Annotated in this window: 24 protein-coding genes; 12 read left to right on the forward strand and 12 right to left on the reverse strand. The window is 59.3% G+C overall.

Going from position 1 to position 22,283, the window contains the following annotated elements:
• Nucleotides 1–247: 247 nt before the first annotated feature.
• The 3 genes from rpsB to EPK99_RS18110 form a co-directional block, all read right to left on the reverse strand.
• A complete protein-coding gene (gene rpsB / locus EPK99_RS18095) occupies nt 248–1,015 on the reverse strand; it encodes a 30S ribosomal protein S2 (protein ID WP_128444495.1) in 768 nt (255 codons plus the stop codon).
• Nucleotides 1,016–1,220: 205 nt separating this feature from the next.
• Nucleotides 1,221–1,781, reverse strand: a complete 561-nt coding sequence (locus tag EPK99_RS18105; protein ID WP_342633747.1) for a pentapeptide repeat-containing protein — start codon at nt 1,779–1,781, stop codon at nt 1,221–1,223.
• A gap of 247 nt (nt 1,782–2,028) precedes the next feature.
• A complete protein-coding gene (locus EPK99_RS18110) occupies nt 2,029–2,853 on the reverse strand; it encodes a cell envelope integrity EipB family protein (RefSeq protein ID WP_128444498.1) in 825 nt (274 codons plus the stop codon).
• 349 nt (nt 2,854–3,202) lie between these two features.
• Here EPK99_RS18110 and EPK99_RS18115 point away from each other — a divergent pair, with 349 nt between their 5' ends.
• From EPK99_RS18115 to EPK99_RS18130, 4 genes are read left to right on the forward strand one after another with little or no spacing between them, the layout of a single operon-like run.
• Entirely contained in the window at nt 3,203–3,673 is a 471-nt protein-coding gene (locus EPK99_RS18115) for a RidA family protein (protein ID WP_128444499.1), read from the forward strand.
• Complete coding sequence (locus EPK99_RS18120; RefSeq protein ID WP_164901813.1) at nt 3,670–4,398, forward strand: glycerophosphodiester phosphodiesterase; 729 nt, start codon at nt 3,670–3,672, stop codon at nt 4,396–4,398. The genes EPK99_RS18115 and EPK99_RS18120 overlap by 4 nt, the downstream gene beginning before the upstream one ends.
• An 8-nt stretch (nt 4,399–4,406) precedes the next feature.
• Nucleotides 4,407–5,600, forward strand: coding sequence for a GNAT family N-acetyltransferase (locus EPK99_RS18125; RefSeq protein ID WP_128444500.1), 1,194 nt, complete (start codon nt 4,407–4,409; stop codon nt 5,598–5,600).
• 22 nt (nt 5,601–5,622) lie between these two features.
• Complete coding sequence (locus tag EPK99_RS18130; protein ID WP_128444501.1) at nt 5,623–6,054, forward strand: HIT family protein; 432 nt, start codon at nt 5,623–5,625, stop codon at nt 6,052–6,054.
• A gap of 276 nt (nt 6,055–6,330) precedes the next feature.
• Here the strand turns inward: EPK99_RS18130 and EPK99_RS18135 are convergent, their stop codons facing one another.
• The 7 genes from EPK99_RS18135 to EPK99_RS18165 all read right to left on the reverse strand — a co-directional run bounded on the left by EPK99_RS18135 (nt 6,331) and on the right by EPK99_RS18165 (nt 12,922).
• On the reverse strand, nt 6,331–6,666 hold the full coding sequence (locus EPK99_RS18135) for an AzlD domain-containing protein (RefSeq protein ID WP_128444502.1): 336 nt from the start codon (nt 6,664–6,666) through the stop codon (nt 6,331–6,333).
• Nucleotides 6,666–7,436, reverse strand: coding sequence for an AzlC family ABC transporter permease (locus tag EPK99_RS18140; protein WP_425374215.1), 771 nt, complete (start codon nt 7,434–7,436; stop codon nt 6,666–6,668). The genes EPK99_RS18135 and EPK99_RS18140 overlap by 1 nt, the downstream gene beginning before the upstream one ends.
• Nucleotides 7,437–7,525: 89 nt before the next feature.
• Entirely contained in the window at nt 7,526–10,054 is a 2,529-nt protein-coding gene (gene clpA, locus EPK99_RS18145) for an ATP-dependent Clp protease ATP-binding subunit ClpA (RefSeq protein ID WP_128444503.1), read from the reverse strand.
• A gap of 10 nt (nt 10,055–10,064) precedes the next feature.
• The gene (gene clpS, locus EPK99_RS18150) at nt 10,065–10,418 is read right to left on the reverse strand and encodes an ATP-dependent Clp protease adapter ClpS (RefSeq protein ID WP_128444504.1); all 354 of its coding nucleotides are present in this window, start codon (nt 10,416–10,418) and stop codon (nt 10,065–10,067) included.
• A 470-nt stretch (nt 10,419–10,888) separates the two neighbouring features.
• The gene (locus tag EPK99_RS18155) at nt 10,889–11,092 is read right to left on the reverse strand and encodes a DUF3126 family protein (RefSeq protein ID WP_128444505.1); all 204 of its coding nucleotides are present in this window, start codon (nt 11,090–11,092) and stop codon (nt 10,889–10,891) included.
• Between the two features lie 100 nt (nt 11,093–11,192).
• Nucleotides 11,193–12,017: a serine O-acetyltransferase gene (cysE, locus tag EPK99_RS18160; RefSeq protein ID WP_128444506.1), complete on the reverse strand. Its 825-nt coding sequence runs from the start codon at nt 12,015–12,017 to the stop codon at nt 11,193–11,195.
• Between the two features lie 128 nt (nt 12,018–12,145).
• Nucleotides 12,146–12,922 (reverse strand): alpha/beta fold hydrolase, encoded by a 777-nt coding sequence (locus EPK99_RS18165; protein ID WP_128444507.1) that lies wholly within the window; start codon nt 12,920–12,922, stop codon nt 12,146–12,148.
• 152 nt (nt 12,923–13,074) lie between these two features.
• On the opposite strand from EPK99_RS18165, the gene EPK99_RS18170 reads away from it, so the two are divergent.
• Nucleotides 13,075–13,320 carry a zinc-finger domain-containing protein gene (locus tag EPK99_RS18170; RefSeq protein WP_128444508.1) on the forward strand — a complete coding sequence of 82 codons (246 nt, stop codon included), beginning with the start codon at nt 13,075–13,077 and terminating at the stop codon, nt 13,318–13,320.
• Between the two features lie 12 nt (nt 13,321–13,332).
• Nucleotides 13,333–14,496, forward strand: a complete 1,164-nt coding sequence (locus EPK99_RS18175; protein ID WP_128444509.1) for an FAD-dependent monooxygenase — start codon at nt 13,333–13,335, stop codon at nt 14,494–14,496.
• Here the strand turns inward: EPK99_RS18175 and EPK99_RS18180 are convergent, their stop codons facing one another.
• Nucleotides 14,497–15,684, reverse strand: a complete 1,188-nt coding sequence (locus tag EPK99_RS18180) for a cystathionine beta-lyase (RefSeq protein ID WP_128444510.1) — start codon at nt 15,682–15,684, stop codon at nt 14,497–14,499. It lies immediately after the preceding gene.
• A gap of 350 nt (nt 15,685–16,034) precedes the next feature.
• Here EPK99_RS18180 and EPK99_RS18185 point away from each other — a divergent pair, with 350 nt between their 5' ends.
• From EPK99_RS18185 to EPK99_RS18200, 4 genes are all read left to right on the forward strand, one after another.
• A complete protein-coding gene (locus EPK99_RS18185; protein ID WP_128444511.1) occupies nt 16,035–17,057 on the forward strand; it encodes an amino acid ABC transporter substrate-binding protein in 1,023 nt (340 codons plus the stop codon).
• 109 nt (nt 17,058–17,166) lie between these two features.
• The gene (locus EPK99_RS18190; RefSeq protein WP_128444512.1) at nt 17,167–18,363 is read left to right on the forward strand and encodes an amino acid ABC transporter permease; all 1,197 of its coding nucleotides are present in this window, start codon (nt 17,167–17,169) and stop codon (nt 18,361–18,363) included.
• 2 nt (nt 18,364–18,365) lie between these two features.
• Nucleotides 18,366–19,523 (forward strand): amino acid ABC transporter permease, encoded by a 1,158-nt coding sequence (locus EPK99_RS18195; RefSeq protein ID WP_164901814.1) that lies wholly within the window; start codon nt 18,366–18,368, stop codon nt 19,521–19,523.
• A 30-nt stretch (nt 19,524–19,553) separates the two neighbouring features.
• The gene (locus EPK99_RS18200) at nt 19,554–20,327 is read left to right on the forward strand and encodes an amino acid ABC transporter ATP-binding protein (protein ID WP_128444514.1); all 774 of its coding nucleotides are present in this window, start codon (nt 19,554–19,556) and stop codon (nt 20,325–20,327) included.
• Between the two features lie 51 nt (nt 20,328–20,378).
• On the opposite strand, the gene EPK99_RS18205 is transcribed toward EPK99_RS18200, so the two are convergent.
• Entirely contained in the window at nt 20,379–21,041 is a 663-nt protein-coding gene (locus tag EPK99_RS18205) for a hypothetical protein (RefSeq protein ID WP_128444515.1), read from the reverse strand.
• 279 nt (nt 21,042–21,320) lie between these two features.
• Between EPK99_RS18205 and EPK99_RS18210 the strand changes: the two genes are divergently transcribed.
• Together EPK99_RS18210 and EPK99_RS18215 are read left to right on the forward strand one after the other, a co-directional pair.
• Nucleotides 21,321–21,629: a hypothetical protein gene (locus tag EPK99_RS18210; RefSeq protein WP_128444516.1), complete on the forward strand. Its 309-nt coding sequence runs from the start codon at nt 21,321–21,323 to the stop codon at nt 21,627–21,629.
• 86 nt (nt 21,630–21,715) lie between these two features.
• Nucleotides 21,716–22,228: a ferritin-like domain-containing protein gene (locus EPK99_RS18215; protein WP_128444517.1), complete on the forward strand. Its 513-nt coding sequence runs from the start codon at nt 21,716–21,718 to the stop codon at nt 22,226–22,228.
• Nucleotides 22,229–22,283: the final 55 nt, after the last annotated feature.

Raw genomic sequence — 22,283 nt, forward strand, 5'->3', positions numbered from 1 at the left:
CGTGCCTCTTGTCGGTTCAAGTTGCGGATCGCCGGAGAATATCGGCGACGTCAATGTGTTGGGACGAATGTACCCGGAAGTATGACAACGTGATGAAGACATCACGTTGTGGCAGCCTCGACGCCGAGCGCCACGTCTAACGGTGGTCCAGCGGAGGCCGTATCAAACGGCGAAGGCCAGGGATGTCAGTATCTCTGGCCTTCGTCACGTAGGTAAGGTGGAGCGGCAGTACCGCTCCAGCGAGGCTTTAAGCGCTCGCTTCGTCTTCGAGTGCCGGCTCGATCGGAGCTTCCGAAGAAGCGCCCAGGTCGCGGCCCGAAGCGCCCTGCTGGCGCGCGATGCCATCGATGGCAGCACGGGCGATCAGGTCGCAATAGAGGGCGATTGCGCGCGAAGCGTCGTCATTGCCGGGGATCGGGTAGTCGATCAGGTCCGGATCGCAGTTCGAATCGATGATGGCGACGACCGGGATGCCCAGGCGCTTAGCTTCGTCGATCGCGATCTTTTCCTTGTTCGTGTCGATGATGAACATCAGGTCCGGCGTGCCGCCCATGTCGCGGATACCGCCAAGAGCCTTTTCAAGCTTCTCGCGTTCGCGCTCGAGGGTCAGACGCTCCTTCTTGGAGTAGCCGGACTGTTCGGAACCGAGGATCTCGTCGAGCTTGCGAAGGCGCTGGATCGAGTTCGAGATCGTCTTCCAGTTCGTCATCATGCCGCCGAGCCAGCGGGAGTTGACGTAGTACTGGGCCGAACGCTTCGCCGAATCGGCGATCAGCTCGGAAGCCTGACGCTTGGTGCCGACGAACAGAACGCGGCCGCCGCGGGCAACGGTGTCGGACACGACCTGAAGGGCGCGCGACATCATTGGAACCGTCTGAGCGAGGTCGATAATGTGGATGTTGCTACGATCGCCGAAGATGTACGGCTTCATCTTCGGGTTCCAGCGATGGGTCTGGTGGCCGAAGTGAACACCAGCTTCCAGAAGCTGGCGCATGCTAAAATCAGGCAATGCCATGCCTTTTTCTCCTTTTCCGGTTGAACCTCCGCAAGGCGAACAGCATCCCTTCGGAATGCCACCGGGCGGAGCGATCCGGATTTCTCCCGGATTGCCCCACGCCTTACGTGTGGAATGCGGCTGGCCATACAGGCGATTAGCCGCAAAGGCAAGTGTGGTCGCGGAAAAAGCCCAAGACGACCCGAAGATGTGCTCGGTTTGCGGCCTAGTCCTTGTCGGCGCAGGGCCAGGACTGCGGCGCATTCAGCCCCGGAGGCAGCTTGGTCTTGTCATCCCCGCAGGCCATGTCCAATTGGTGCTGCTCGATACCGATGGAAGAAGACAGATCAACGCCCTCGACCCTGGTCAGGGACAAGAAGGCATTGCTGAAATCGAGAGGGCCTTCAAAGACCGCTTTGGTCAGATCGGCCCGCGCCAGGTTGGCGGAGTTGAAGCTGGTGCCCGTCAGAATCGCCTGATCGAAGATGACCCGGCTCAGTTCTGCCTTCTCGAAGCTGACGCCCTTGAGATTGGCACCCTGGAAATTGGCACGCTGCAGTTCGGCAGCGCCGAAAGATGCGCCCTCGGCATCCATCTTCTGGAAGCCGGTGCGATAGCCTTCAACCTTCTCGAAATTCGCCTTTTCAGCACGAGCCCCGCCGAGCCAGGCGCGCGCCAGCTTCGCCTTGGACAAATTGGCGCCGGTGAAGTCCGAGTCGCGCAGATCGGTTGCGCTCAGGTCTGCTTCCACCAGATTGGCTTTGCTAAAATCGCTGCTCGTCAGCATCAGGTTCTTCTTGGCGCAACGGCTCCAGTCGACACCGGCCGAAGGGGTTGAGCGGCAGTCGCCTGCATGCGCGCCTCCGGCCAGCGGAAACGCAATCATGACCAAAAAGGTCAAACCCAGACCGGAGCCCAAAAACCGTCTTGCCACAGTATCGATCCCTTTACCGGCGAAGAGCTTCGCCGCTTCTAGAGTTCATATAAGGTATGGAGAATGCGATTTCACCTCACCTTTTCTGCCGAAAGCAGCTTTACTTGCAGTCCTGCTTATCCAGCAGCTCGAGCTTGCTCAGGCTGCCGGAAAGGACGAAATCGCCATAGTCCATGGTCAGATCGCGGGTGATGCCGTTCTCGTAGAGCTTGAACGACATATTGTAGACCGGCGTCGGATCCCCGGCAGCACTGTCGTTGAAATAGGCGATAGTAACCGGCCAATATGACGTCTTGGCGAAATCTCCCGCCTTGTCGGCATCCACATCGTCTTTCGCAGGCTCCTGCTGCTTGCCGATGACGGTGGTGGTCAACAGCGACTGGTCGCCGTTTTCCGATCCGTCGAAGACGCGCGCCTCGAAAAAGTTCTTCCCATCCTTCGCATTGCGTATGACTTCCAGCATGTGATCGGTTGGAAAATCGCTTGTGGGAAGGTCGAGTTCGCGGCCGTTCGGCTCCTTGATCGCGACCTTGACCCCTTTGCCTTCCTGGCTGGCGTCGCCAACAAGCTGCTTGTCCAGCTGCTCATCGGTGAAAGACTTGGTCTCGAAGTGAAACTGGCGCGACGACAAATCCTCGAAGGTTTTCGTCTGCTGGTCGCTCACGCGGGTATCCTCTCCCGTATCGATCTTTGTGACCAGGCGGAAGTTGGTGGTGAAGCCTGTGCAAGCCGAGCCCTTGAACTCGTAGACCATGCGGCCAAACATACCTTCTATGCCCGAGCGATCGGAGGCATCCTTGAGCTTCAGGTCGTAAATAGCGCGATGCGGCACGAGGAGACGGGCAGCATTATCGGCGTTGATCGGCGCCGCCTGGGCAAATCCGGCACCAGCGACAAGGAACAGCGCGAGGCTCGTGCGCAGCATTCAGTTTCTCCTGTTGGTCTCAGGTCATGGTGTTATTCGAACGCCATCAGCCGAGGGTAGAGCTTTTAAAGGCCAAATGGAATCGCCCTGCCGGAATGATCTCCGTTGAGATCCAGGCCCAGCGAGGCGTATTCATCAGTCACACACACGACGAAAGCCGAAGATCATGGCAGAAAACCAGCCGATCTCCAGATTGCCGCAAATGACACCTGCCCTATCGACCGGCATTGCGCGCCGCTCTCTCCGAACCTGCCTCACTTGCGCCACCAGAACCGTTTCCATTTAGCCTTGAAAGGCTCTAAGGCCTTGATGCAGGATTTTTGAAAGATTGACAACAAACGAGGACCGAATGCGCAACGCTATCGATAGCCGTCTTGAAGAAATGGGAATCACGCTTCCGCAGGCCGCCGCTCCGGCTGCCAACTATCTTCCCTTCGTGATCAGCGGCAACCTGCTCTTTATTTCCGGCCAGCTCCCGAACGAAAACGGCAAGGTCGCGGTCACCGGTCTGGTCGGCAGCGATGTCGATGTGGCGACCGCCCAGCGTGCTGCGGAACTTTGCGCCATCAACATCCTGGCACAGGCGAAGGCGGCCCTTGGCGGCGACCTCACACGCATCAAGCGGGTGGTCAAGCTGACCAGCTTCGTGGCTTCCGCAGCCGGATTCGTGGAGCAGCATGTGGTGACGAACGGCGCTTCCAACCTGATGGCGAACGTGCTCGGCGAGGCCGGCAAGCACGCTCGCGCCGCCGTCGGCATGGCCGCCCTGCCCTTCAACGCTTCGGTCGAAGTGGAAGCCATCATCGAGATCGCCGGATGACGTCTGTCGACTGGATCAAGGATGTGCCCGTAGCGCATCGCGGCTACCACGACATGAACGGGCAAATCTGGGAGAATACCCTCTCGGCCTTTTCCCGGGCGGTGGAAGCCGGCTTTGCGATCGAATGCGACGTGCAGCTTGCCGGCGACAGCGTGCCGGTCATTTTCCACGATGGCGACCTTCAGCGCCTTTGCGGCATCAGCGGCGACCTGCGGGAACGTACCTCCGCCGAGCTCGGCATGCTGGCCGTGGGCGGAACGAAGGACAGGATCCCGACGCTCAAGCAGATGCTGAACCTGGTTGCGGGCCGGGTTCCCCTGGTGATCGAGATCAAGGGCCGCACCAGCGAAGAGGATGACGGTTTTGCCGACACCGTGCTCGAGGTTCTGGAAGGCTATCAGGGCAAGATCGCGCTGATGAGCTTCGACTACCACATCCTGCGGGAGCTGAAAGCGGCGGGCTCGCCCTACCCCCTTGGGCTGACCGCCGAAGGCAACAAGCCGGAGGAGTTCTTCGACCATGACGAGGCCATGCAGCTTGGGCTCGATTTCATCTCCTATTACTGGGGACATCTGCCGAACAGCTTCGTCACCGCGCAAAGAACAGCTGGAGTTCCGATCGTCACCTGGACGGTCAGGGATGAAAATGCCCGCGAACAGACCCATCGTCATGCGGACCAGATGACCTTCGAGGGGTTTGATCCAAGAACCTCCCCTTCGGCGTAATACCAAGCATGGCATCAGATCTCACCATCCGCATCGAACAATCCTTCAGGGCGATCAGCCAGGAAAGCTGGTCGAGGCTTTCGGGCGCCGCGAAGACGGCGGGTGAGGTCGCCTACAACCCGTTCCTGTCGCATGCCTTCCTGTCAGCGCTCGAAGAGTCCGGATCGGCGACGGCCAAGACAGGCTGGCTCGGGCACCATCTTCTGCTGGAGGATGAAAAGGGCGCCCTTGTCGGCGCTGTGCCGGGCTACCTCAAGAACCACAGCCAGGGCGAGTACGTATTCGATCACGGCTGGGCTGATGCCTTCGAGCGGGCCGGTGGCTGCTACTATCCGAAGCTGCAGTGTTCCGTTCCTTTTACCCCGGCCACCGGACCGCGGCTGCTGGTCTCGCACGGCTATGACAGCGGTGTCATGGAATCGACGCTTGCGGCCGGTCTCCAGGAGGTGACACGGCAGCTCGGTGTATCTTCCGCGCATGTAACTTTCATCGCCGAAGAGCAGCTTCCTGCCTTCGAGGACAGCGACTATCTGCATCGGACCGACAAGCAGTTCCACTTCATCAACGACGGCTATGCCAACCACGACGCGTTCCTGGAGACGCTCGCATCACGCAAGCGCAAGGCGCTGAAGAAGGAACGGCGGGCGGCGCTGGAGAACGGCATTACCATCGACTGGCTGACCGGCAGCGACCTGACCGAAGACATATGGGATCAGTTCTACACCTTCTATATGGATACCGGCAGCCGCAAATGGGGCAAGCCCTATCTCACCCGCGGGTTCTACTCCCTGATCGGAGAGCGTATGCCGGAGGATATCCTGCTGGTCATGGCCAAGCGCGACGGCAAGTATATTGCAGGTGCCATCAACTTCATCGGCGGCGATGCGCTTTACGGGCGACACTGGGGCTGCATCGAGGATCATCCCTTCCTGCATTTCGAAGTCTGTTATCATCAGGCCATCGATTTTGCTCTTGCCAAGGGGCTGAAACGGGTCGAGGCCGGAGCGCAGGGAGAGCATAAGCTGGCGCGCGGCTATCTGCCTGTCACCACCCATTCCATGCACTATATCGTCCATCCGGGCCTGCGAAGCGCCATTGCCGATTATCTGGAGCGCGAGCGGCAGGACGTGGAGGACATGACCGGCTTCCTGTCCGAGCACAGCCCCTTCCGCAAGGGTGAGCGGCAGCAGGAACAGGACTGACATCATTCAGGGAGATCACGCCATGAGCGACGCAAGCTATGACAGCAACAACATCTTCGGGAAGATCTTGCGCGGCGAGATCCCCTGCCATCGCGTCTACGAGGACGACGATACTCTGGCCTTCATGGATGTGATGCCGCAAGCGCCCGGCCACGTCCTGGTGGTCCCGAAGGCGCCGTCCCGCAACCTGCTCGATGCGGATCCAACCGTGCTGTCGAAGCTGATGCCGGTGGTGCAGAAGCTTGCCCGCGCTGCCAAGGATGCCTTTGAAGCGGACGGCATCACCATAATCCAGCTCAACGAGCCGGCGGCCGGTCAGACGGTCTTCCACCTGCATTTCCACATCATCCCGCGTCATGAAGGTCAGCCGCTGAAGGCGCATTCCGGGAAAATGGAAGATGGCGAAATCCTCGCCACCAATGCCGAGAAGATCATCGGCGAACTCGGCAACTGAGACTTCAGACGCCTAGGGTGAGGATTTAATCATCTTGTTGAAATGGTGTGAGGCGATCCGGATGAGATACGAGGCGAAAAACGCAGGCGATGCTTCATGCATCGGCGAGGCTTTTCAACGACGTAGCTCGCCGGAGCGCCCACATCCCCAAGGACGCGCGAACGGCTGCGATCTGCTTTGTCGAAGCGCTTGAATGGGTCTTGAACCCATCCGTGCGCGCTTCTCCTCGCATATCATTGCCGTTCACTGCGCCATTTCCACAACATGATTAAGTCCTCACCCTAGCCACCAGAGACCGATCACCAGCAAGGTGATCGGCACGGAGACACCAACCGCTACGCGGCGTCCGGCAGCCAGGAAGACGGCAAAGCCTATTCCGGCGGCGCCCAGCCTTAGCCACAGAGGCGAATGCGAGAGCGTTCCCGTCGGGAAGACGATCAGCTTGGCCGTAACCGCCATGACCAGGGCCGTCGCCACTGCCCTCACCCAAAGCAGCGACTCAGACTCCTCGTTCAGCCGGTTGCCCGCCAGAACGCCCAGCCAACGCCAGACGTCCGTCGCGAGAAAACCGGCAACTATAATGACAAGATAGGTCCACCAGCTATCGAACATCAGGCGCCCGCTCCAGCGCGCATAGCGGATTTACGCCGATACCGATCGAGGAGATAGGCAGCGGTGCCGCCGCCCAAACCCGCATAGAGCACGTCGAAATCCGGCGCGACGAGCGCCATCAGCGGGCCAAGCACGATGCCTGCAACGAAGGCGACCTTGACCACCGGCTGCTTCGCGCTCGCCCAGATCGACGAGATGAAATAGACGGGCGTCATCATGAAGAGCGCGCCTGCGATCATAGGCGGAAAGGACGAGACGACACCGTAGCTCACAGCGACGATCAATGTGTTCGTAAGCGTCAAGGTGATTCCGAAGCCGGCGAAATAGGCAACCCGGTAGTGGCGTGGAACGCTTTCCAGACGCTGCGTGGCAAACACCCAGGACGTGATCGCCAGGAAGTGCGAGAGAAACAAAAGCACCGCAACGGGTGTCCGTTCGGTGCGCATCTGCGGCATGATCGAAGCCACCATCGGCATCATGCGGATCGAGGAAAGGGTTACGGCTGCAAAGGACGCCGCGAGAGGTGCTCCTCCGGTCATGGTGCCGATCAGGATCATCTGGGCCGGCAGCGCCCATATGGAAAGGGTCATAAAGACCGCTTCGCCGCGGGTCAGGCCGGACTCGAGCGCAAAGGCGCTAAAGCCCACATAGGACGCCATCAGGATCAGCGCCGGCAGCGAGGTGATCCCGCGCATGCCGCGGAGAAACCAGAGAAAGTGGCGTTGCTCTTCGATCTCGCCGGCCATCGGTCCCCCCAGTTGCTGTCGCATTTTCGCTTCTGGTTTCGGACCTACAGAAACAGCGACGCCGGGACAAGCCCGGCGTCGTTTCTCTCAGCAGTCGCAGATAAACCTGCGGCTTATTTCTTCTTCGGCACACGCGGCACCGTGCCGCCCTTGCGCGGCTTGGCGCCTTCATGGGGAGCCTCGTCCGATGCGATCACGTCCGCATCGAGGAGAGCCGCAACCGTGCCGCCATCCTTATCCTTGGGTGCCGACTTCTTCGGCGCCTTCGGCTTGACAGCCTTGGCCTGAGCTTCCTCGGCGGCCTCTTCGACCTCCGCCTCGAGCTTCGGCTTCACGGGAACCGTTTCGGAGAGGCAATCAAGCACGAGCTTGCTCTTGCCGTCTTCGCCCTTGCCAACCGTGACCTGGACAACGCCGCCCTTGCGCAGCTTGCCGAACAGGATCTCGTTGGCGAGCGGCTTCTTGATATATTCCTGGATCACGCGGGACAGCGGGCGGGCGCCCATCTTCTCGTCGTAACCCTTGTCGGCAAGCCAGGCAATCGCGTCCTCGTGCAGGTCGAAGGTGACGTTGCGCTCGGACAGCTGCGTTTCCAGCTGCATGACAAATTTCTGCACGACCTGGTGAATGACCTGGGTGGGCAGCGGCGCGAAGGGAATGATCGCGTCGAGGCGGTTGCGGAATTCCGGCGTGAACAGGCGGTTGATCGCCTCCTCATCCTCACCCGTGCGCCGGGAAGAGCCGAAGCCGAACGCGGCCTTGGCCATTTCCGATGCACCCGCATTGGTCGTCATGATCAGGATGACGTTGCGGAAGTCGATCTTCTTGCCGTTGTGGTCGGTCAGTGAACCATGGTCCATGACCTGTAGCAGGATGTTGTAGATATCCGGATGCGCCTTCTCGATTTCGTCGAGCAGGACCACGCTGTGCGGATGCTGATCGACGCCATCGGTCAAAAGACCGCCCTGATCGAAGCCGACATAGCCGGGAGGTGCACCAAGCAGCCGAGAGACCGTGTGGCGTTCCATGTATTCCGACATGTCGAAACGCAGCATCTCGACGCCCAGCGACGAGGCAAGCTGCTTGGCGACTTCCGTCTTGCCGACGCCTGTGGGGCCGGAGAAGACGTAGGAGCCAATCGGCTTGTTCGGTTCGCGAAGGCCGGCACGCGCCAGCTTGATCGCCGTCGAAAGCGCTTCGATGGCCGTATCCTGACCATAGACGACGGACCGCAACTCCTTCTCCAGGTTGGCGAGAACCATCTCGTCATCCTTGGAAACGGTCTTGGCCGGTATCCGCGCCATGGTGGCGATCGTCTGCTCGATCTCCTTTTCGGTGATCAGCTTGCGACGCTTGGAGGCGGGCAGCAACATCTGGGCCGCGCCGGTCTCGTCGATCACGTCGATCGCCTTGTCGGGCAGCTTGCGATCGGAGATGTAGCGGGCCGATAGTTCCACTGCCGACTTGATGGCGTCGTTGGTGTAGCGCAGCTTGTGATACTCTTCGAAATAGGGCTTCAGACCCTTCATGATTTCGATCGCATCCTCGATCGACGGCTCATTGACGTCGATCTTCTGGAAGCGCCGAACCAGAGCCCGATCCTTTTCGAAGAACTGGCGATACTCCTTGTAAGTGGTCGAACCGATGCAACGGATCGCCCCGGAGGACAAAGCCGGCTTCAACAGGTTCGACGCATCCATGGCGCCACCCGAAGTCGCACCGGCGCCGATCACTGTATGGATCTCGTCGATGAACAGCACGGCGCCCGGGAACTCCTCGAGTTCCTTGACGACCTGCTTCAGGCGCTCCTCGAAGTCGCCACGGTAACGGGTGCCGGCGAGCAGCGTGCCCATATCGAGGGAGAAGATGGTGGCGTCGGCGAGAGCCTCCGGCACCTTTCCCTCGATGATCCGCTTGGCGAGACCTTCGGCGATCGCCGTCTTGCCGACGCCCGGATCCCCCACATAGAGCGGGTTGTTCTTGGAGCGGCGGCACAGGACCTGGATCGTCCGGTTGACTTCCGAATGGCGGCCGATCAACGGGTCGATACGGCCGTCGCGGGCCTTGTCGTTCAGGTTGACGCAGTAAGCCTTGAGGGCGTCCTGCGGCTTCTTGGCCGAACTTTCGTCCTGGTCCCGAGATGGCTTGGAGTCGGAGTCCGGCTCTTCGGCACCGCGGGGCGTACGGGTCTGGGAGGCGCCCGGACGCTTGCCGATTCCGTGAGAGATATAATTGACCGCGTCGTAGCGGGTCATCTCCTGCTCCTGCAGGAAGAATGCCGCATGGCTTTCCCGCTCCGCGAAAATGGCGACGAGCACGTTGGCTCCCGTCACTTCCTCGCGGCCCGAGGATTGTACGTGAATCACGGCGCGCTGAATGACCCTCTGGAAGCCCGAAGTGGGCTTGGAGTCTTCGTCGTAGCCGGTGACGAGGTTGGAAAGCTCGTGATCGACATAATCGATGACGGTCTTGCGCAGGTTTTCAAGGTTGACGTTACAAGCGCCCATGACCGCCGCTGCATCCGCGTCGTCGATCAACGCCAGGAGCAGGTGTTCGAGCGTGGCATATTCGTGATGCCGCTCGTTAGCGAAGGTCAGTGCCTGGTGCAGCGCCTTTTCGAGACTAGGCGAAAATGTTGGCACGTCGGGTTCCTCACTTCTTTTCCATAACACATTGCAGCGGATGCTGGTGTTGCCGGGCGAAGTCCATGACCTGGGACACTTTTGTTTCCGCTACTTCATATGTGAATATTCCGCATTCACCCACGCCGTGATTGTGGACGTGGAGCATGATACGCGTTGCTGCCTCCCGATCCTTCTGGAAAAAACGCTCCAAAATGTGGATGACGAACTCCATCGGCGTATAATCGTCATTCAAAAGGAGAACGCGGTAGAGGTTGGGCTTCTTTGTTTTCGGTTTCGTACGCGTGATAACGGAGGTGCCGCGGTTGGTATTGTCTCCGTCGCCGCCTTTTTCACGTTGCATCAAGATCGGCCGTGCGATCATCTTTGTTCATTCCCCAGTCGTCCGGCGGCGGCTCATGCGAACACTCTCCACCGAACTTCAGTCTATTAACTTAGTTCATCGGAAGGCAATTTTAAGACCCCTGCGTACCGGCGCAATCACTATTACGCCAAACATGCCCGGAACGCCTTACAAAACAGCCTTTGTCGGAGGCGCCATTTGCTGAACCGACTGACATCCCGAACCCGCAAGACACTCATAGTGCGCGCCGAGACTGGCGCCGGTCTTACGTCGCGCATGGTCTCACTCCCGATCTTCCTCAAGCACCGGGTTCGTTCGGATCTCTTCATAGAAAGGTATCCGGACTGCGAATGTCAAGAATCAGGACAACCCATCGGCAACCGAGTTGGCGCAGCCATGCGACCGCAACAGTCGCAGTCGACAACAGTTGCAGCGCCCAATAAAAAAGCGGACCGAAGCCCGCTTTTTTATTGGCTAACGATCGAGCGCGATCACAGATCGACTTCGAGGATCGCCATGGAAAAATTGTAGGATCGCTCACCGTCCTCGTCATCGACGTAAACGACGCCGAGGAATTCCTCGCCGAGATAGACTTCAGCGGAATCATCTTTGCGGGGGCGGGCCTTGACGATGATCTGCGGGTTCAGAAGGCGCTTGAAATAGGCGTCGATCTTCTTGATTTCGTCCGGTTTCACAAATTCTCTCCGTCAGCGGTTCGCATTGCCGCGCTTTTGGCATGGGACAAAGGCGAAAGTAAAGCCGCCATGCCACACGCTGCTGCTTGGCAACCGGGCTTCAGTCCTCGGCGCCGAGAAGCTGATCCATGAGCCTAGCCGGTTCGGAGCAGCCAGCGGTTCCGACGACCTTGGCGGGGACCCCGGCCACGGTGGTCTTGGGCGGCACCGGCTTCAGCACCACCGAACCCGCAGCCACTCGCGAGCAGTATCCTATCTCGATATTGCCCAGGATCTTTGCACCAGCACCAATCAGCACGCCATTGCCTATCTTGGGATGGCGGTCCGCACCCTCCTTGCCCGTGCCGCCCAGCGTTACGCCATGAAGGATAGAGACATTGTCGCCGATGACAGCCGTCTGCCCGACGACGAGACCGGTCGCATGATCGAGGAATATGCCCTTGCCGATCCGGGCCGCCGGGTTGATATCAGTCTGGAAGACGCCGGAAGAGCGGCTTTGCAGGTAGAGCGCGAAGTCGCGCCGGCCGCGTTTCCAAAGCCAATGGGCAAGACGGTGAGTCTGGATGGCGTGAAAGCCCTTGAAGTAGAGCACCGGCTCCAGGAAGCGCAGGCAGGCCGGATCGCGGTCGTAAAAAGCCTGGATGTCGACGCGCAGCATGGCACCCCATTCCGGCCAATCCGCCAGCATTTCCATGAAGGTCTGGCGGAGAAGAACAGCCTGCAGATCAGGATGATCCAACCGTTCGCAGATGCGATGGATGACCGATTCTTCCAGCGAATGATGGTTGAGGACCGTCGAATACAGGAAGGTCGCCAGCAGAGGATCATGTTCGGCCGCGGCTTCTGCCTCGTGACGCAGCGTGTCCCAGATGGGGTCTACGGTCGCAACAACTTCCTGCTGGCGAATATCGGTACGTGCGGCCATCGCCGTCTCCTTACTTGCGCTAACGCAACCTCTTCTTGCGAAGATATATAGAATAAGATTACGACAAAACCAACGTTGCTAAAATCGCATTCCGTTGATCGTAAAGATTAGGAAAACGGGAGCCCGCTTCACAGCTCCGCGTAAAAATCGAGCACGGCCTTCTTGAACACGCGATCCCCGACGGCCAGCATGTGGTCGCGGCCGGGGATATCGAGCGCTTGGGCATTCGGCATAAGATCGGCGAGTTCCTGCGCGGAACCCGCAATGTCATCCTTGGTGCCAACGCCGATCAATGTCGGCGCTTCGATCCTTCCCATATCGTTGCGTGCGACCAGATCGCGAGAGCCCTTGATGCAGGCGGCAAGCGCGTTTCTGTCGCTCTTCGTCTGGTCCGCAAAGGCGCGGAACATGCGGCCTCGGTCATGCGTGACGTCATCCAGCGCCGGCGCGAGAAGCGCATCCGCGATCGGATCCCAGTCACCGACACCATCGGTCATGCCGATGCCGAGCCCGCCCAGTACCAGCGAGCGGACGCGGTCCGGATGCCCAAGGGCCGCAAAAACGGAGATGCGCGCGCCCATGGAATAGCCGAAGAAATGCGCTTCCGGGATGCGCAGATGGTCGAGAAGCGATACCGAATCCTCGGCCATCACCCAGGGACGATAGGCTTCCGGATCAGTCGGCTTGTCACTTGCCCCATGACCGCGATTGTCCATGGCGATGACCCTGTAACCGGCATCGCCAAGCGTCTTCAGCCAGCCGGGATGCACCCAGTTGACAACTGCGCTCGAGGCAAAACCGTGGATCAGCAGAACCGGTACACCAGCGGGATCGCCCTCGTCGAAATATGCGAGCTTCAGGCCGTCATGGGTGAAGGTGGAAAAGGATGGCGTATTGAGGTTCATGATGACGTCCTGTCTTTGCGGTGACCATAGGCGATCCCCTGTCCCGGTTGAACCCTCGGTGCGGAGAAATCGGAACCGCGACGCTTTGCTACTACACAATCCGTGCGCAGGACGATAATGTCGCGCGCAAATCAAGACTATTGGAGACCATCATGGCCGGGCACAGCATTCCCCACTTCCAGAACGACGGCGGCTATCCGACGATCCAGATCGGCGTGAAGGAGTTCATGTGCACGGGTGCGTCGGCTCCCTTCGATCACCCGCACATCTTCATCGACATGGGCGACGACGTGGAGAAGGTGTGCTCCTACTGCTCGACGCTCTACCGCTACAATCCGGCGCTTGCCGCAGATCAGACCGACCCGCCGGGCTGCACCTATCACGTCAAGGCCGCCTGATCGGCCACCCCTATGCCCGTGGAAAAAGTTGCGATCGTCGGGGCCGGTATTGCCGGCCTTGTGACGGCGCTTGCCTTTGCCAGACAAGGCATTGCCTCCGATGTGTTCGAACAGGCGCCTGAGCTTACCGAAGTCGGTGCCGGGCTGCAGGTCTCGCCCAATGCGTCGCGGCTGCTGGCGGAGCTTGGTCTTCTCAGTCAGTTCGAGGCGGTCTGGACTGAGCCTGAGCGGATCGCCTTGGTGTCCGGGACGTCGCTACGCTCCCTTGCATATGTCCCTGCAGGTCCGTCTGCGCGAAAACGATGGGGAGCGCCTTATGGAGTGCTGCACCGGGCAACCTTGCAACGCGTGCTGCGGGACGCGGTGGAAGCCAATCCCCTCTGCACCCTCCACCTGGATACGCCGGTCCGCGAAGAGCCGCATGCCGCGCTTTCCAGACTGACAGGCCAAGCCTACCCGCTGGTGGTGGGCGCCGATGGCGTGTGGTCGAATATTCGCACCGCGATCGACGGCAGCCCGCGCCCAAGCTTTTCAGGCCATGTCTGCTGGCGTTTCACCATCCCAGACAGGATCGTGCCGTCTTGGCTCAAGCCGGATCAGGTCACTGCTTTTCTCGGCCCATCCACACATCTCGTCGCCTATCCCTTGCGGGAGATCGGCGGCTTCAACATGGTCGCCATCGCTTCGGGCGTCAGCCCCGGTCGGACCTGGCATGCGGAAGCCAATGAAAGCCAGAAAAGCAGGCTTTACGGCGAGTTTCGCCGCTGGGACCGGCGCATCGTGGACCTGTTGCAGCGAGCCGATCAGCCGACGTTCTGGCCGCTCTTCGAAGTGGGAACCGGCCGTTGGCAAAACGGTCGTGACACGGTGCTGGTGGGCGACGCGGCCCATGCAATCACGCCCTTCGCCGCGCAAGGGGCATCCATGGCAATCGAGGATGCCTTTACCCTCGCCCGCTGCGTTTCCGAAGGAAAAAACCTTTCGCAGGCGCTTATAGCCTATGAGACGAACCGCCAGGAGCGTGTGGCAAAGGTAAGGTCGCGCGGGGCCTTCAACCGCTTTGCCTACCACGCCCGAGGTCCGGTTCGACTCGGCCGCGACCTCGTGCTGTCGCTGCGTCCGCCTGAGGCGCTCGCAGCCGATCTCGACTGGCTCTATGGCTACAAGGGGAGCTGATCAGACCAGCGCTGCCGCCGCAAACCCTGCCTCAAGATCGCTCTTGAGATCGGCGACATCTTCCAGCCCGATCTGCAAGCGGATGACCACGCCATCGCTCGGCGCCTTGCGGATGGTGCGGTCCGACAGGTTGACTGCAACCGCGAGGCTCTCGAAACCACCCCAGGAATAGCCGAGGCCGAAATATTTCAGGGTATCGAGGAAGGCATGGGTCCTGGCCCTGGCATTTTCAGCATCTGCGTTCAGGACGAAAGAAAACACACCGCTCGATCCCTTAAAGTCGCGCTTCCAGATTTCATGACCGGGAAAGCTTGAAAGAGCCGGATGGAGCACCCGCGCCACATCGTCTCGACCTTCCAGCCACTGAGCGATGTCCAGCGCGCTTTTCTGGTGATGCTCTAGACGGATGCCCATGGTCCTCAAGCCGCGCAGGATCTGGTAGGAATCGTCCGGCGAACCGCAGATGCCCATGGCAACCCGGGTATCTTCCAGCCTGCGCCAGTGCTTGGCATTGGCCGAGACCGAACCCATGACGATGTCCGAATGGCCTGACGGGTATTTGGTCGTTGCGTGGATGGAGACATCGACGCCGAAATCGAGAGGACGGAAATAAAGCGGGGTTGCCCAGGTATTGTCCATGGTGACCACGCAATCATGCCGGTGGGCAACATCGCTGATCACGCGGATATCCTGCATTTCGAACGTGTTCGAGCCTGGCGCTTCCGTATGGATCAGCCTTGTGTTCGGCTTGATGAGCGCCTCTATGCCCGCACCGATTTCCGGGTCGTAGTATTCGATTTCCACGCCCAGCCTCTTCAGCATGGTGTTGCAGAAATCCCGGCAAGGCGTGTAGACGGAATCGACGATGAGAGCGTGGTCGCCAGCGGACAGATAAGCGAGAAACGGTATCGAAATAGCCGCAAGGCCGGACGGGACGAGGATAGTACCCGCCGCGCCCTCCAACTCGTTGAAGGCGTCACAAAGAGCGTCCGTGGTCGGTGTCCCACGGGTCCCGTAGGTGTATTTCTGACCACGCTTCTCCATGGTGGCGACATCAGGAAAAAGGACCGTCGAGGCGCGGACTATCGGAGGGTTGACGAAGCCGTGATAGTCCCGCGGATTATTGCCCATGTGTGCAAGGCGCGTGTTGACGCCGGCATCGGCGCTTTGAGGTCGGTTGTCACTCATCTTCGGGGGATTCACTTTCACTGCAGAAACCAGCCAAGTTCTGCCGGTTGGCAGATGAACGGTCAACCCCGATCTTACCGGCAGAACGGCCAAAGCCCCGCAGCAACGGGCGTAAAATTAAGCAAAAACGGCACAAAAATCAGGCGACTGCATACTCAACAGGCAGCCCAGGCGAATTTACCTCATTTTGACCGCAATTTAGGCGAGCGAGACTTGACCCTGCCAGTGTTTGTGAATGACATAAGAACACCCGCACTGGGAGGCCAGCGGGCGGCCGGCCGCGTTCAGAGGAAACAGGGCAACGGCCCGCGTCGTCGGATCATAGATAAACATAGAAAAAGGTTGGGAAAATGAAAAAGACGCTTCTGTCCGCCGCGATTGGCGCAGCGGTTCTTGGCTTCGCTTCTGCCGCATCCGCGGCGACGCTCGACGACGTCAAGGCAAAGGGTTTCGTCACCTGCGGCGTCAGCGCTGGTATTCCGGGCTTCTCGAACCCTGACGACAAGGGCGAGTGGACAGGCCTCGACGTCGATTACTGCCGAGGCATTGCGGCCGCGGTGTTCGGCGATGCCAAGAAGGCAAAGTTCGTCCCTCTTTCGAGCAAGGACCGCTTTCCGGCCCTGCAATCCGGTGAAGTGGATGTGTTGACGCGCAACACCACCTGGACCATCAGCCGCGACACATCGCTGGGCTTCAACTTCCGCACCGTCAACTACTACGACGGCCAGGGCTTCATCGTGAAGAAGAGCCTGAACGTGAAGTCGGCCCTGGAACTCTCCGGCGCCGCTGTCTGCGTCCAGACCGGCACAACGACCGAGCTCAATCTCGCCGACTACTTCAAGTCCAACAACCTGCAGTACAACCCGGTCGTGTTCGAAAAAGAAGCCGACGCCACGACGGCTTACGATTCCGGCCGTTGCGACGTCTACACGACCGACCAGTCGGGCCTCTATGCAATCCGCCTGAAGATGAAGACCCCGGATGAGAACGTCGTGCTTCCGGAAGTCATCTCCAAGGAGCCGCTTGGACCTGCTGTGCGCCAGGGCGACGACAAGTGGTTCGACGTCGTAAGCTGGGTTCACTACGCAATGGTGAATGCGGAAGAATACGACCTCACGTCGAAGAACGTCGATGAGAAGAAGGCAAGCGGCGGCCCGGACATCAAGCGTCTGCTCGGCGCGGAAGAAGGCTCCAAGATCGGCACCGACCTCGGCGTTACCAACGACTGGGCTTACAACATCATCAAGCTCGTCGGCAATTACGGCGAAGTGTTCGACCGCAACGTCGGTGCAGGCTCTCCGCTGAAGATCGAGCGCGGCCTCAACGCGCTGTGGAACAAGGGTGGCCTGCAGTACGCTCCGCCAATCCGCTAAGATAAAACTTTTCGATCAATAGCCTGGAGGCGGGCCAGATCCGCCTCCAGATCATAAAAATCCCGAATGGGAAAAGTGTCCAGCAAGGACATAAAAGGGGAAAGTGCTAATGGCAGGCATGGCGCTCAATTCCGATACGCCACATACCAAAAAAGCTTCGTCGCTCATCTATGATCCGAAGGCCCGCGGGATTTTCTATCAAGTCCTGACGGTGGCGCTTCTCGTCCTATTCGTCTGGACGATCGCGCAAAACACCATTCACAATCTCCAGAGAGCCAATATTGCTTCCGGCTTCGCGTTCCTGAAGGGCCGCGCCGGGTTCGACATCGGCCAATCGCTGATCGCCTACAGCAGTGATTCCACCTATGGCCGGGCTCTGGTCGTCGGCATCCTGAACACGCTCCAGGTCGCAATCATCGGCATCATCACGGCCTCGATCGTCGGCTTCATCGTCGGGATCGCCCGCCTCTCGAAGAACTGGCTGATCGCCAAGCTGGCGCAGGTCTATGTGGAAGTGTTCCGCAACATTCCGCCGTTGCTGGTCATCTTCTTCTGGTACAAGGGCGTGCTGACCATTCTTCCGCAGGCCCGCGACTCCCTGCACCTGCCGCTCGGCAGCTATCTCAACAATCGCGGCCTGTTCGTTCCCACACCCATTTTGGGCGCCGGCACCTGGATGATGCTGGTCGCGCTGCTGATCGGCATCGTATGCACCGTGGTCATCGCACGCTGGGCGAAGAAACGGCAGATGCGGACGGGCCAGCCGTTCCACACGGTGTGGACCGGCATTGCTCTGATCGTCGGCTTGCCCCTCGTCACCTTCCTTGCACTCGGTTCGCCGATCACCTTCGACTTTCCGATTGCCGGCAAATTCAACCTGACGGGCGGTTCCGTTCTCGGACCGGAATTCATGTCACTCTATCTGGCCTTGTCCTTCTACACGGCCGCCTTCATCGCCGAGATCGTCCGCGCCGGCATCAGATCCGTTCCGAAGGGACAGACGGAAGCAGCCAATGCGCTCGGCCTGCGTTCCAACGCCGTGACACGCCTGATCGTGCTTCCCCAGGCGTTGCGCATCATCATTCCGCCGCTGACCAGCCAGTATCTCAACCTGACGAAGAACTCGTCGCTCGCGGTCGCTGTCGGGTTCTCGGACGTCGTCGCAATCGGCGGCACAATGCTCAACCAGACTGGTCAGGCCGTCGAGATCGTCGCACTCTGGCTGGTGATCTATCTCTCGATCTCGGTCAGCACCGCGATCTTCATGAACTGGTTCAATACCAAGATGGCGCTGGTGGAGAGATGACCATGGCAAACGCTAGTCCTGTTTTCGTGCGCCGCGAAATGGTTGCGGCGCAACCAGCACCGCCCGGCGCGACCGGTGCCACCTACTGGCTTCGCACCAAGCTGTTTGCGACGCCGAAAGACATCGTCCTGACCCTGCTGGCGATCGCACTGATCGTCTACATCGTGCCTGGCATGATCGAATGGCTTTTCATCCATGCCAGCTGGACAGGCGAAAACCGCGCTGCCTGCGCGACCATTGCCCAGGGCGGCGTGCTTCCGGACGGTCAATCCGGGGCCTGCTGGGCCTTTATCGGCGCCAAGTTCCAGCAATTCATCTTCGGCCGTTATCCGTTCGATGAACGCTGGCGGCCGCTGCTGGTCATGGCGCTTTTCGTGATCCTGCTGATCCCGATGCTGCTTCCCAAGGTGCCGTACAAAGGCTGGAATGCCTTGGCGCTTTTCATCATCCTGCCGATCGTCGCCTTCTTCCTGCTGATCGGCGGCTCTTTCGGTCTTCCCTATGTGGAAACCCCACTCTGGGGCGGCCTGATGGTAACGCTGATCCTCTCCTTCTTCGGGATCACCGTCTCCCTGCCCTTCGGCATTGTCCTGGCCCTCGGACGCAGGTCCGAGCTACCGGTGATCAAGATGCTCTGCGTCATCTTCATCGAGGTGATCCGCGGCATCCCGCTGATCACGGTTCTCTTCATGGCAAGCGTCATGCTGCCGCTGTTCCTGCCCGATGGCTGGACATTCGACAAATTGCTGCGCGCGCTGATCGGGGTCTCGATCTTCTCGTCAGCCTATATGGCGGAAGTCATCCGCGGCGGTCTTCAGGTCATACCGAAGGGTCAGTTCGAAGGCGCCGACTCGCTCGGCCTGAGCTACTGGCAGAAGATGCGCCTGATCATCCTGCCGCAGGCGATCAAGCTGGTCATACCGGGCATCGTCAACACATTCATCGGCCTGTTCAAGGACACTTCGCTCGTCTCGATCATCGGAATGTTCGACCTTCTCGGCATCGTGACCCTTAACCAGTCGGATGCCAACTGGTCGACGCCGGTGACGCCCGTCACGGGTTACGTGTTCGCAGGCTTCATCTTTTGGCTGTTCTGCTTCGGGATGTCGCGCTACTCGGCTTTCATGGAGCGCCATCTCGACACCGCTCACCAGCGGTAACGGCCACAAGCGATAACAAAGGGGAAAAACATGGCTGAAGCCCAACCCAAAAAAGTGACTGTCTCCGCCACTGACGTTGCGGTTGAAATCATCGGCATGAACAAGTGGTATGGCGACTTTCACGTACTACGCGACATCAACCTCAAGGTCATGCGCGGCGAGCGCATCGTCATTGCCGGGCCCTCCGGATCCGGCAAATCCACCATGATCCGCTGCATCAACAGGCTGGAAGAACACCAGTCCGGCTCGATCCTGGTCGATGATATCGAGCTTACCAACGATCTGAAGAAGATCGACGAGGTTCGGCGTGAAGTCGGCATGGTGTTCCAGCACTTCAATCTTTTTCCACACCTGACAATCCTGGAAAATTGCACGCTCGCGCCGATCTGGGTTCGCAAGATGCCGAAGAAGGAAGCCGAAGACGTGGCGATGCACTATCTGGCGCGCGTCAAGATACCGGAACAGGCTCACAAATATCCGGGCCAGCTATCCGGCGGACAGCAGCAGCGCGTCGCCATTGCGCGTTCGCTCTGCATGAAGCCGAAGATCATGCTGTTCGATGAACCGACCTCGGCGCTCGACCCGGAAATGGTGAAAGAGGTGCTCGACACCATGGTGAGCCTTGCCGAAGAAGGCATGACCATGCTCTGCGTCACTCATGAAATGGGCTTTGCGCGGCAGGTTGCTCACCGGGTCATCTTCATGGACCAGGGCCAGATCGTCGAGCAGAATTCACCGGCGGAATTCTTCGATCATCCCCAGCACGAGCGGACCAAGCTGTTCCTCAGCCAGATCCTGCACTAATCGACACCGCAACATGACAAAAGGGACGCTATCGGCGTCCCTTTTTCCTGTCTACCACTTGAAGCTGTAGCTTGCATTGATGCTCGCGATCGCGCCCGACACATCGGAGCTTCTGTCCAGCGAGCCACTGACCGTCATGTGCCCGCCAAGCTTCTGTTCCAGGCCAATGCCCGCGCCCGCGACCTTGAAATTGCCGGTGGCGGACGCCCTCACCACGAAGGCGGTGCCGGTCGCGGTCTTGGAGACTTTGATGGACTGGCTGACATCGACCCCCGCCCACTGCTGTGCCGCCGCGTCGTAGCGGACCGCATAGGCGCCTTCCCTCTCGACGTCGATCGACGGCGTGGCAATATGCTTCTCATAAGCATTCATGGTGATGGCAGCGCTACGCGCATTGCCGTCCACCTGGAAGCCGACCTCCCGGTTCATCTCATAAGCGGGACGCTGGATCGCCTGCGCCTTGAAGCTAGACCAGAACCTGACCGGCGTCCTCAACGCGGCGCCGCTCTTCGACGTGTCCAGCCCTAAGTCAAAGCCTGCCTCAGGCTCCAGCTCCATCGGCAACTTCAAGCCGAGCTTGACGGAGTAGCTGGTATCGGAGGATTTCGATGGCTGCCAGATCAACGGCTTGTCGAGCGCCAAAACCGGCCCGGCCCCCACCGCCGTCGCCGTAGCAATTGCGAGGCTCAAGGACGCACAAGATCTGCTTTTCATATCGATCTCCGTGAGTGAAATCTTGCTGAGCTCGCGCAAACTCGAGCGACTATGAACTTATGGTTTCAGGACCCATCGCCCGTACCGCACCTGGCGGAACAAGCACCGGATACTTTGGAAATGCGGCGGGAAGGAATGGGAAATGCGGCATAAGTAGGTGTTCGGAATCGGTTATGTCCCGATCGCCTTGCTATGCAGTGCGATACAAGCCTTGTGGCAGCGGGAACAAAAACGTGATGCTCCCGTTCCTCCCGCGTTTGGACCCAAATGGAGAACGAGATGAAGCTGAAGCTTATGATCGGGGCGGCCTTGAGCTTAGCCTGCATATCGGCTGCCGAGGCGCCTTCAAACTACCGAACTTATGGTGGGTCGAGCCTGGATCGAGATCCTGTCCTGCTTTCCGCCTACGACAATGCTCTTTCGAGATGCGTTCCTGAAGCGATGACGCCGCCACGAGGTACGCCTCATACCAACAGCCTGCACTACAACGCCGCCTTGCGCTCGTGCCTCTACCGGCAAGGTTACGTTGACCGCGGCGTTTCGGCTTACCCAGCGACCCTGGTATTCGATAACTTCTTCGATCGTTAAGGGAGAGCATGCTTACGGAAGATGCTCCGATGCCTGGAACCCTCCGAGATCAGCATTGTTAGAGATGTCTCAAACCGGAGAGCATCATGGCTGATAATCAAGCAAGAAGTATTTTTGTCATCGGACTGAAGAACGCCCATGCGATGGAAAACCAGGCGCTTTCGATCATGAAGCCGCAACTGAGCCGAATTGAGAACTACCCGGAAGTTGCCGCCAAGCTCAATGAGCATATCCGCGAGACGGAAGGGCAGATTAAACGACTCGATGAAGTTCTCGATAGCCTGGCCGAAGACCGCTCTGCGCTTAAGGACTTGGCGCTTTCCTTTTCCGGCACGATGGCCGCCTTGGGTCACACCGTCGCGGGCGACGAGATCCTCAAAAACTCCTTCGCCAATTTCGCGTTCGAAAACTTCGAGATTGCCGCCTACCGGTCGCTCATCGCCGTGGCCGAATATTCGGGCCTGCCTGCGCTCGCAACGCCTCTGAAAGCCAATCTCGAAGAGGAACTGGGCATGGCAAAGTGGCTTGAGGAGAACCTTGTCAGCGTCACCACAAAATTTCTGGCGTTAAAGGAGGCTGGCGAAACCGCCAAGGTCTAGCAAGAACAATTTCAAGGCTGCTTTTGGCGGCCAAGGTTCTAGCAACCTCATGAAC

Origin of the sequence: Neorhizobium lilium, assembly GCF_004053875.1 — a bacterium.
GTDB classification, from domain to species: Bacteria; Pseudomonadota; Alphaproteobacteria; order Rhizobiales; family Rhizobiaceae; genus Neorhizobium; species Neorhizobium lilii.

Bases quoted from the DNA above. Each gene is read 5' to 3' on its own strand.
- rpsB (WP_128444495.1), bottom strand. From the start codon at position 1,015: ATGGCATTGCCTGATTTTAGCATGCGCCAGCTTCTGGAAGCTGGTGTT.
- EPK99_RS18105 (WP_342633747.1), bottom strand. From the start codon at position 1,781: ATGCTGACGAGCAGCGATTTTAGCAAAGCCAATCTGGTGGAAGCAGAC.
- EPK99_RS18110 (WP_128444498.1), bottom strand. From the start codon at position 2,853: ATGCTGCGCACGAGCCTCGCGCTGTTCCTTGTCGCTGGTGCCGGATTT.
- EPK99_RS18115 (WP_128444499.1), top strand. From the start codon at position 3,203: ATGCGCAACGCTATCGATAGCCGTCTTGAAGAAATGGGAATCACGCTT.
- EPK99_RS18120 (WP_164901813.1), top strand. From the start codon at position 3,670: ATGACGTCTGTCGACTGGATCAAGGATGTGCCCGTAGCGCATCGCGGC.
- EPK99_RS18125 (WP_128444500.1), top strand. From the start codon at position 4,407: ATGGCATCAGATCTCACCATCCGCATCGAACAATCCTTCAGGGCGATC.
- EPK99_RS18130 (WP_128444501.1), top strand. From the start codon at position 5,623: ATGAGCGACGCAAGCTATGACAGCAACAACATCTTCGGGAAGATCTTG.
- EPK99_RS18135 (WP_128444502.1), bottom strand. From the start codon at position 6,666: ATGTTCGATAGCTGGTGGACCTATCTTGTCATTATAGTTGCCGGTTTT.
- EPK99_RS18140 (WP_425374215.1), bottom strand. From the start codon at position 7,436: ATGCGACAGCAACTGGGGGGACCGATGGCCGGCGAGATCGAAGAGCAA.
- clpS (WP_128444504.1), bottom strand. From the start codon at position 10,418: ATGATCGCACGGCCGATCTTGATGCAACGTGAAAAAGGCGGCGACGGA.
- cysE (WP_128444506.1), bottom strand. From the start codon at position 12,017: ATGGCCGCACGTACCGATATTCGCCAGCAGGAAGTTGTTGCGACCGTA.
- EPK99_RS18165 (WP_128444507.1), bottom strand. From the start codon at position 12,922: ATGAACCTCAATACGCCATCCTTTTCCACCTTCACCCATGACGGCCTG.
- EPK99_RS18170 (WP_128444508.1), top strand. From the start codon at position 13,075: ATGGCCGGGCACAGCATTCCCCACTTCCAGAACGACGGCGGCTATCCG.
- EPK99_RS18175 (WP_128444509.1), top strand. From the start codon at position 13,333: ATGCCCGTGGAAAAAGTTGCGATCGTCGGGGCCGGTATTGCCGGCCTT.
- EPK99_RS18180 (WP_128444510.1), bottom strand. From the start codon at position 15,684: ATGAGTGACAACCGACCTCAAAGCGCCGATGCCGGCGTCAACACGCGC.
- EPK99_RS18185 (WP_128444511.1), top strand. From the start codon at position 16,035: ATGAAAAAGACGCTTCTGTCCGCCGCGATTGGCGCAGCGGTTCTTGGC.
- EPK99_RS18190 (WP_128444512.1), top strand. From the start codon at position 17,167: ATGGCAGGCATGGCGCTCAATTCCGATACGCCACATACCAAAAAAGCT.
- EPK99_RS18195 (WP_164901814.1), top strand. From the start codon at position 18,366: ATGGCAAACGCTAGTCCTGTTTTCGTGCGCCGCGAAATGGTTGCGGCG.
- EPK99_RS18200 (WP_128444514.1), top strand. From the start codon at position 19,554: ATGGCTGAAGCCCAACCCAAAAAAGTGACTGTCTCCGCCACTGACGTT.
- EPK99_RS18205 (WP_128444515.1), bottom strand. From the start codon at position 21,041: ATGAAAAGCAGATCTTGTGCGTCCTTGAGCCTCGCAATTGCTACGGCG.
- EPK99_RS18210 (WP_128444516.1), top strand. From the start codon at position 21,321: ATGAAGCTGAAGCTTATGATCGGGGCGGCCTTGAGCTTAGCCTGCATA.
- EPK99_RS18215 (WP_128444517.1), top strand. From the start codon at position 21,716: ATGGCTGATAATCAAGCAAGAAGTATTTTTGTCATCGGACTGAAGAAC.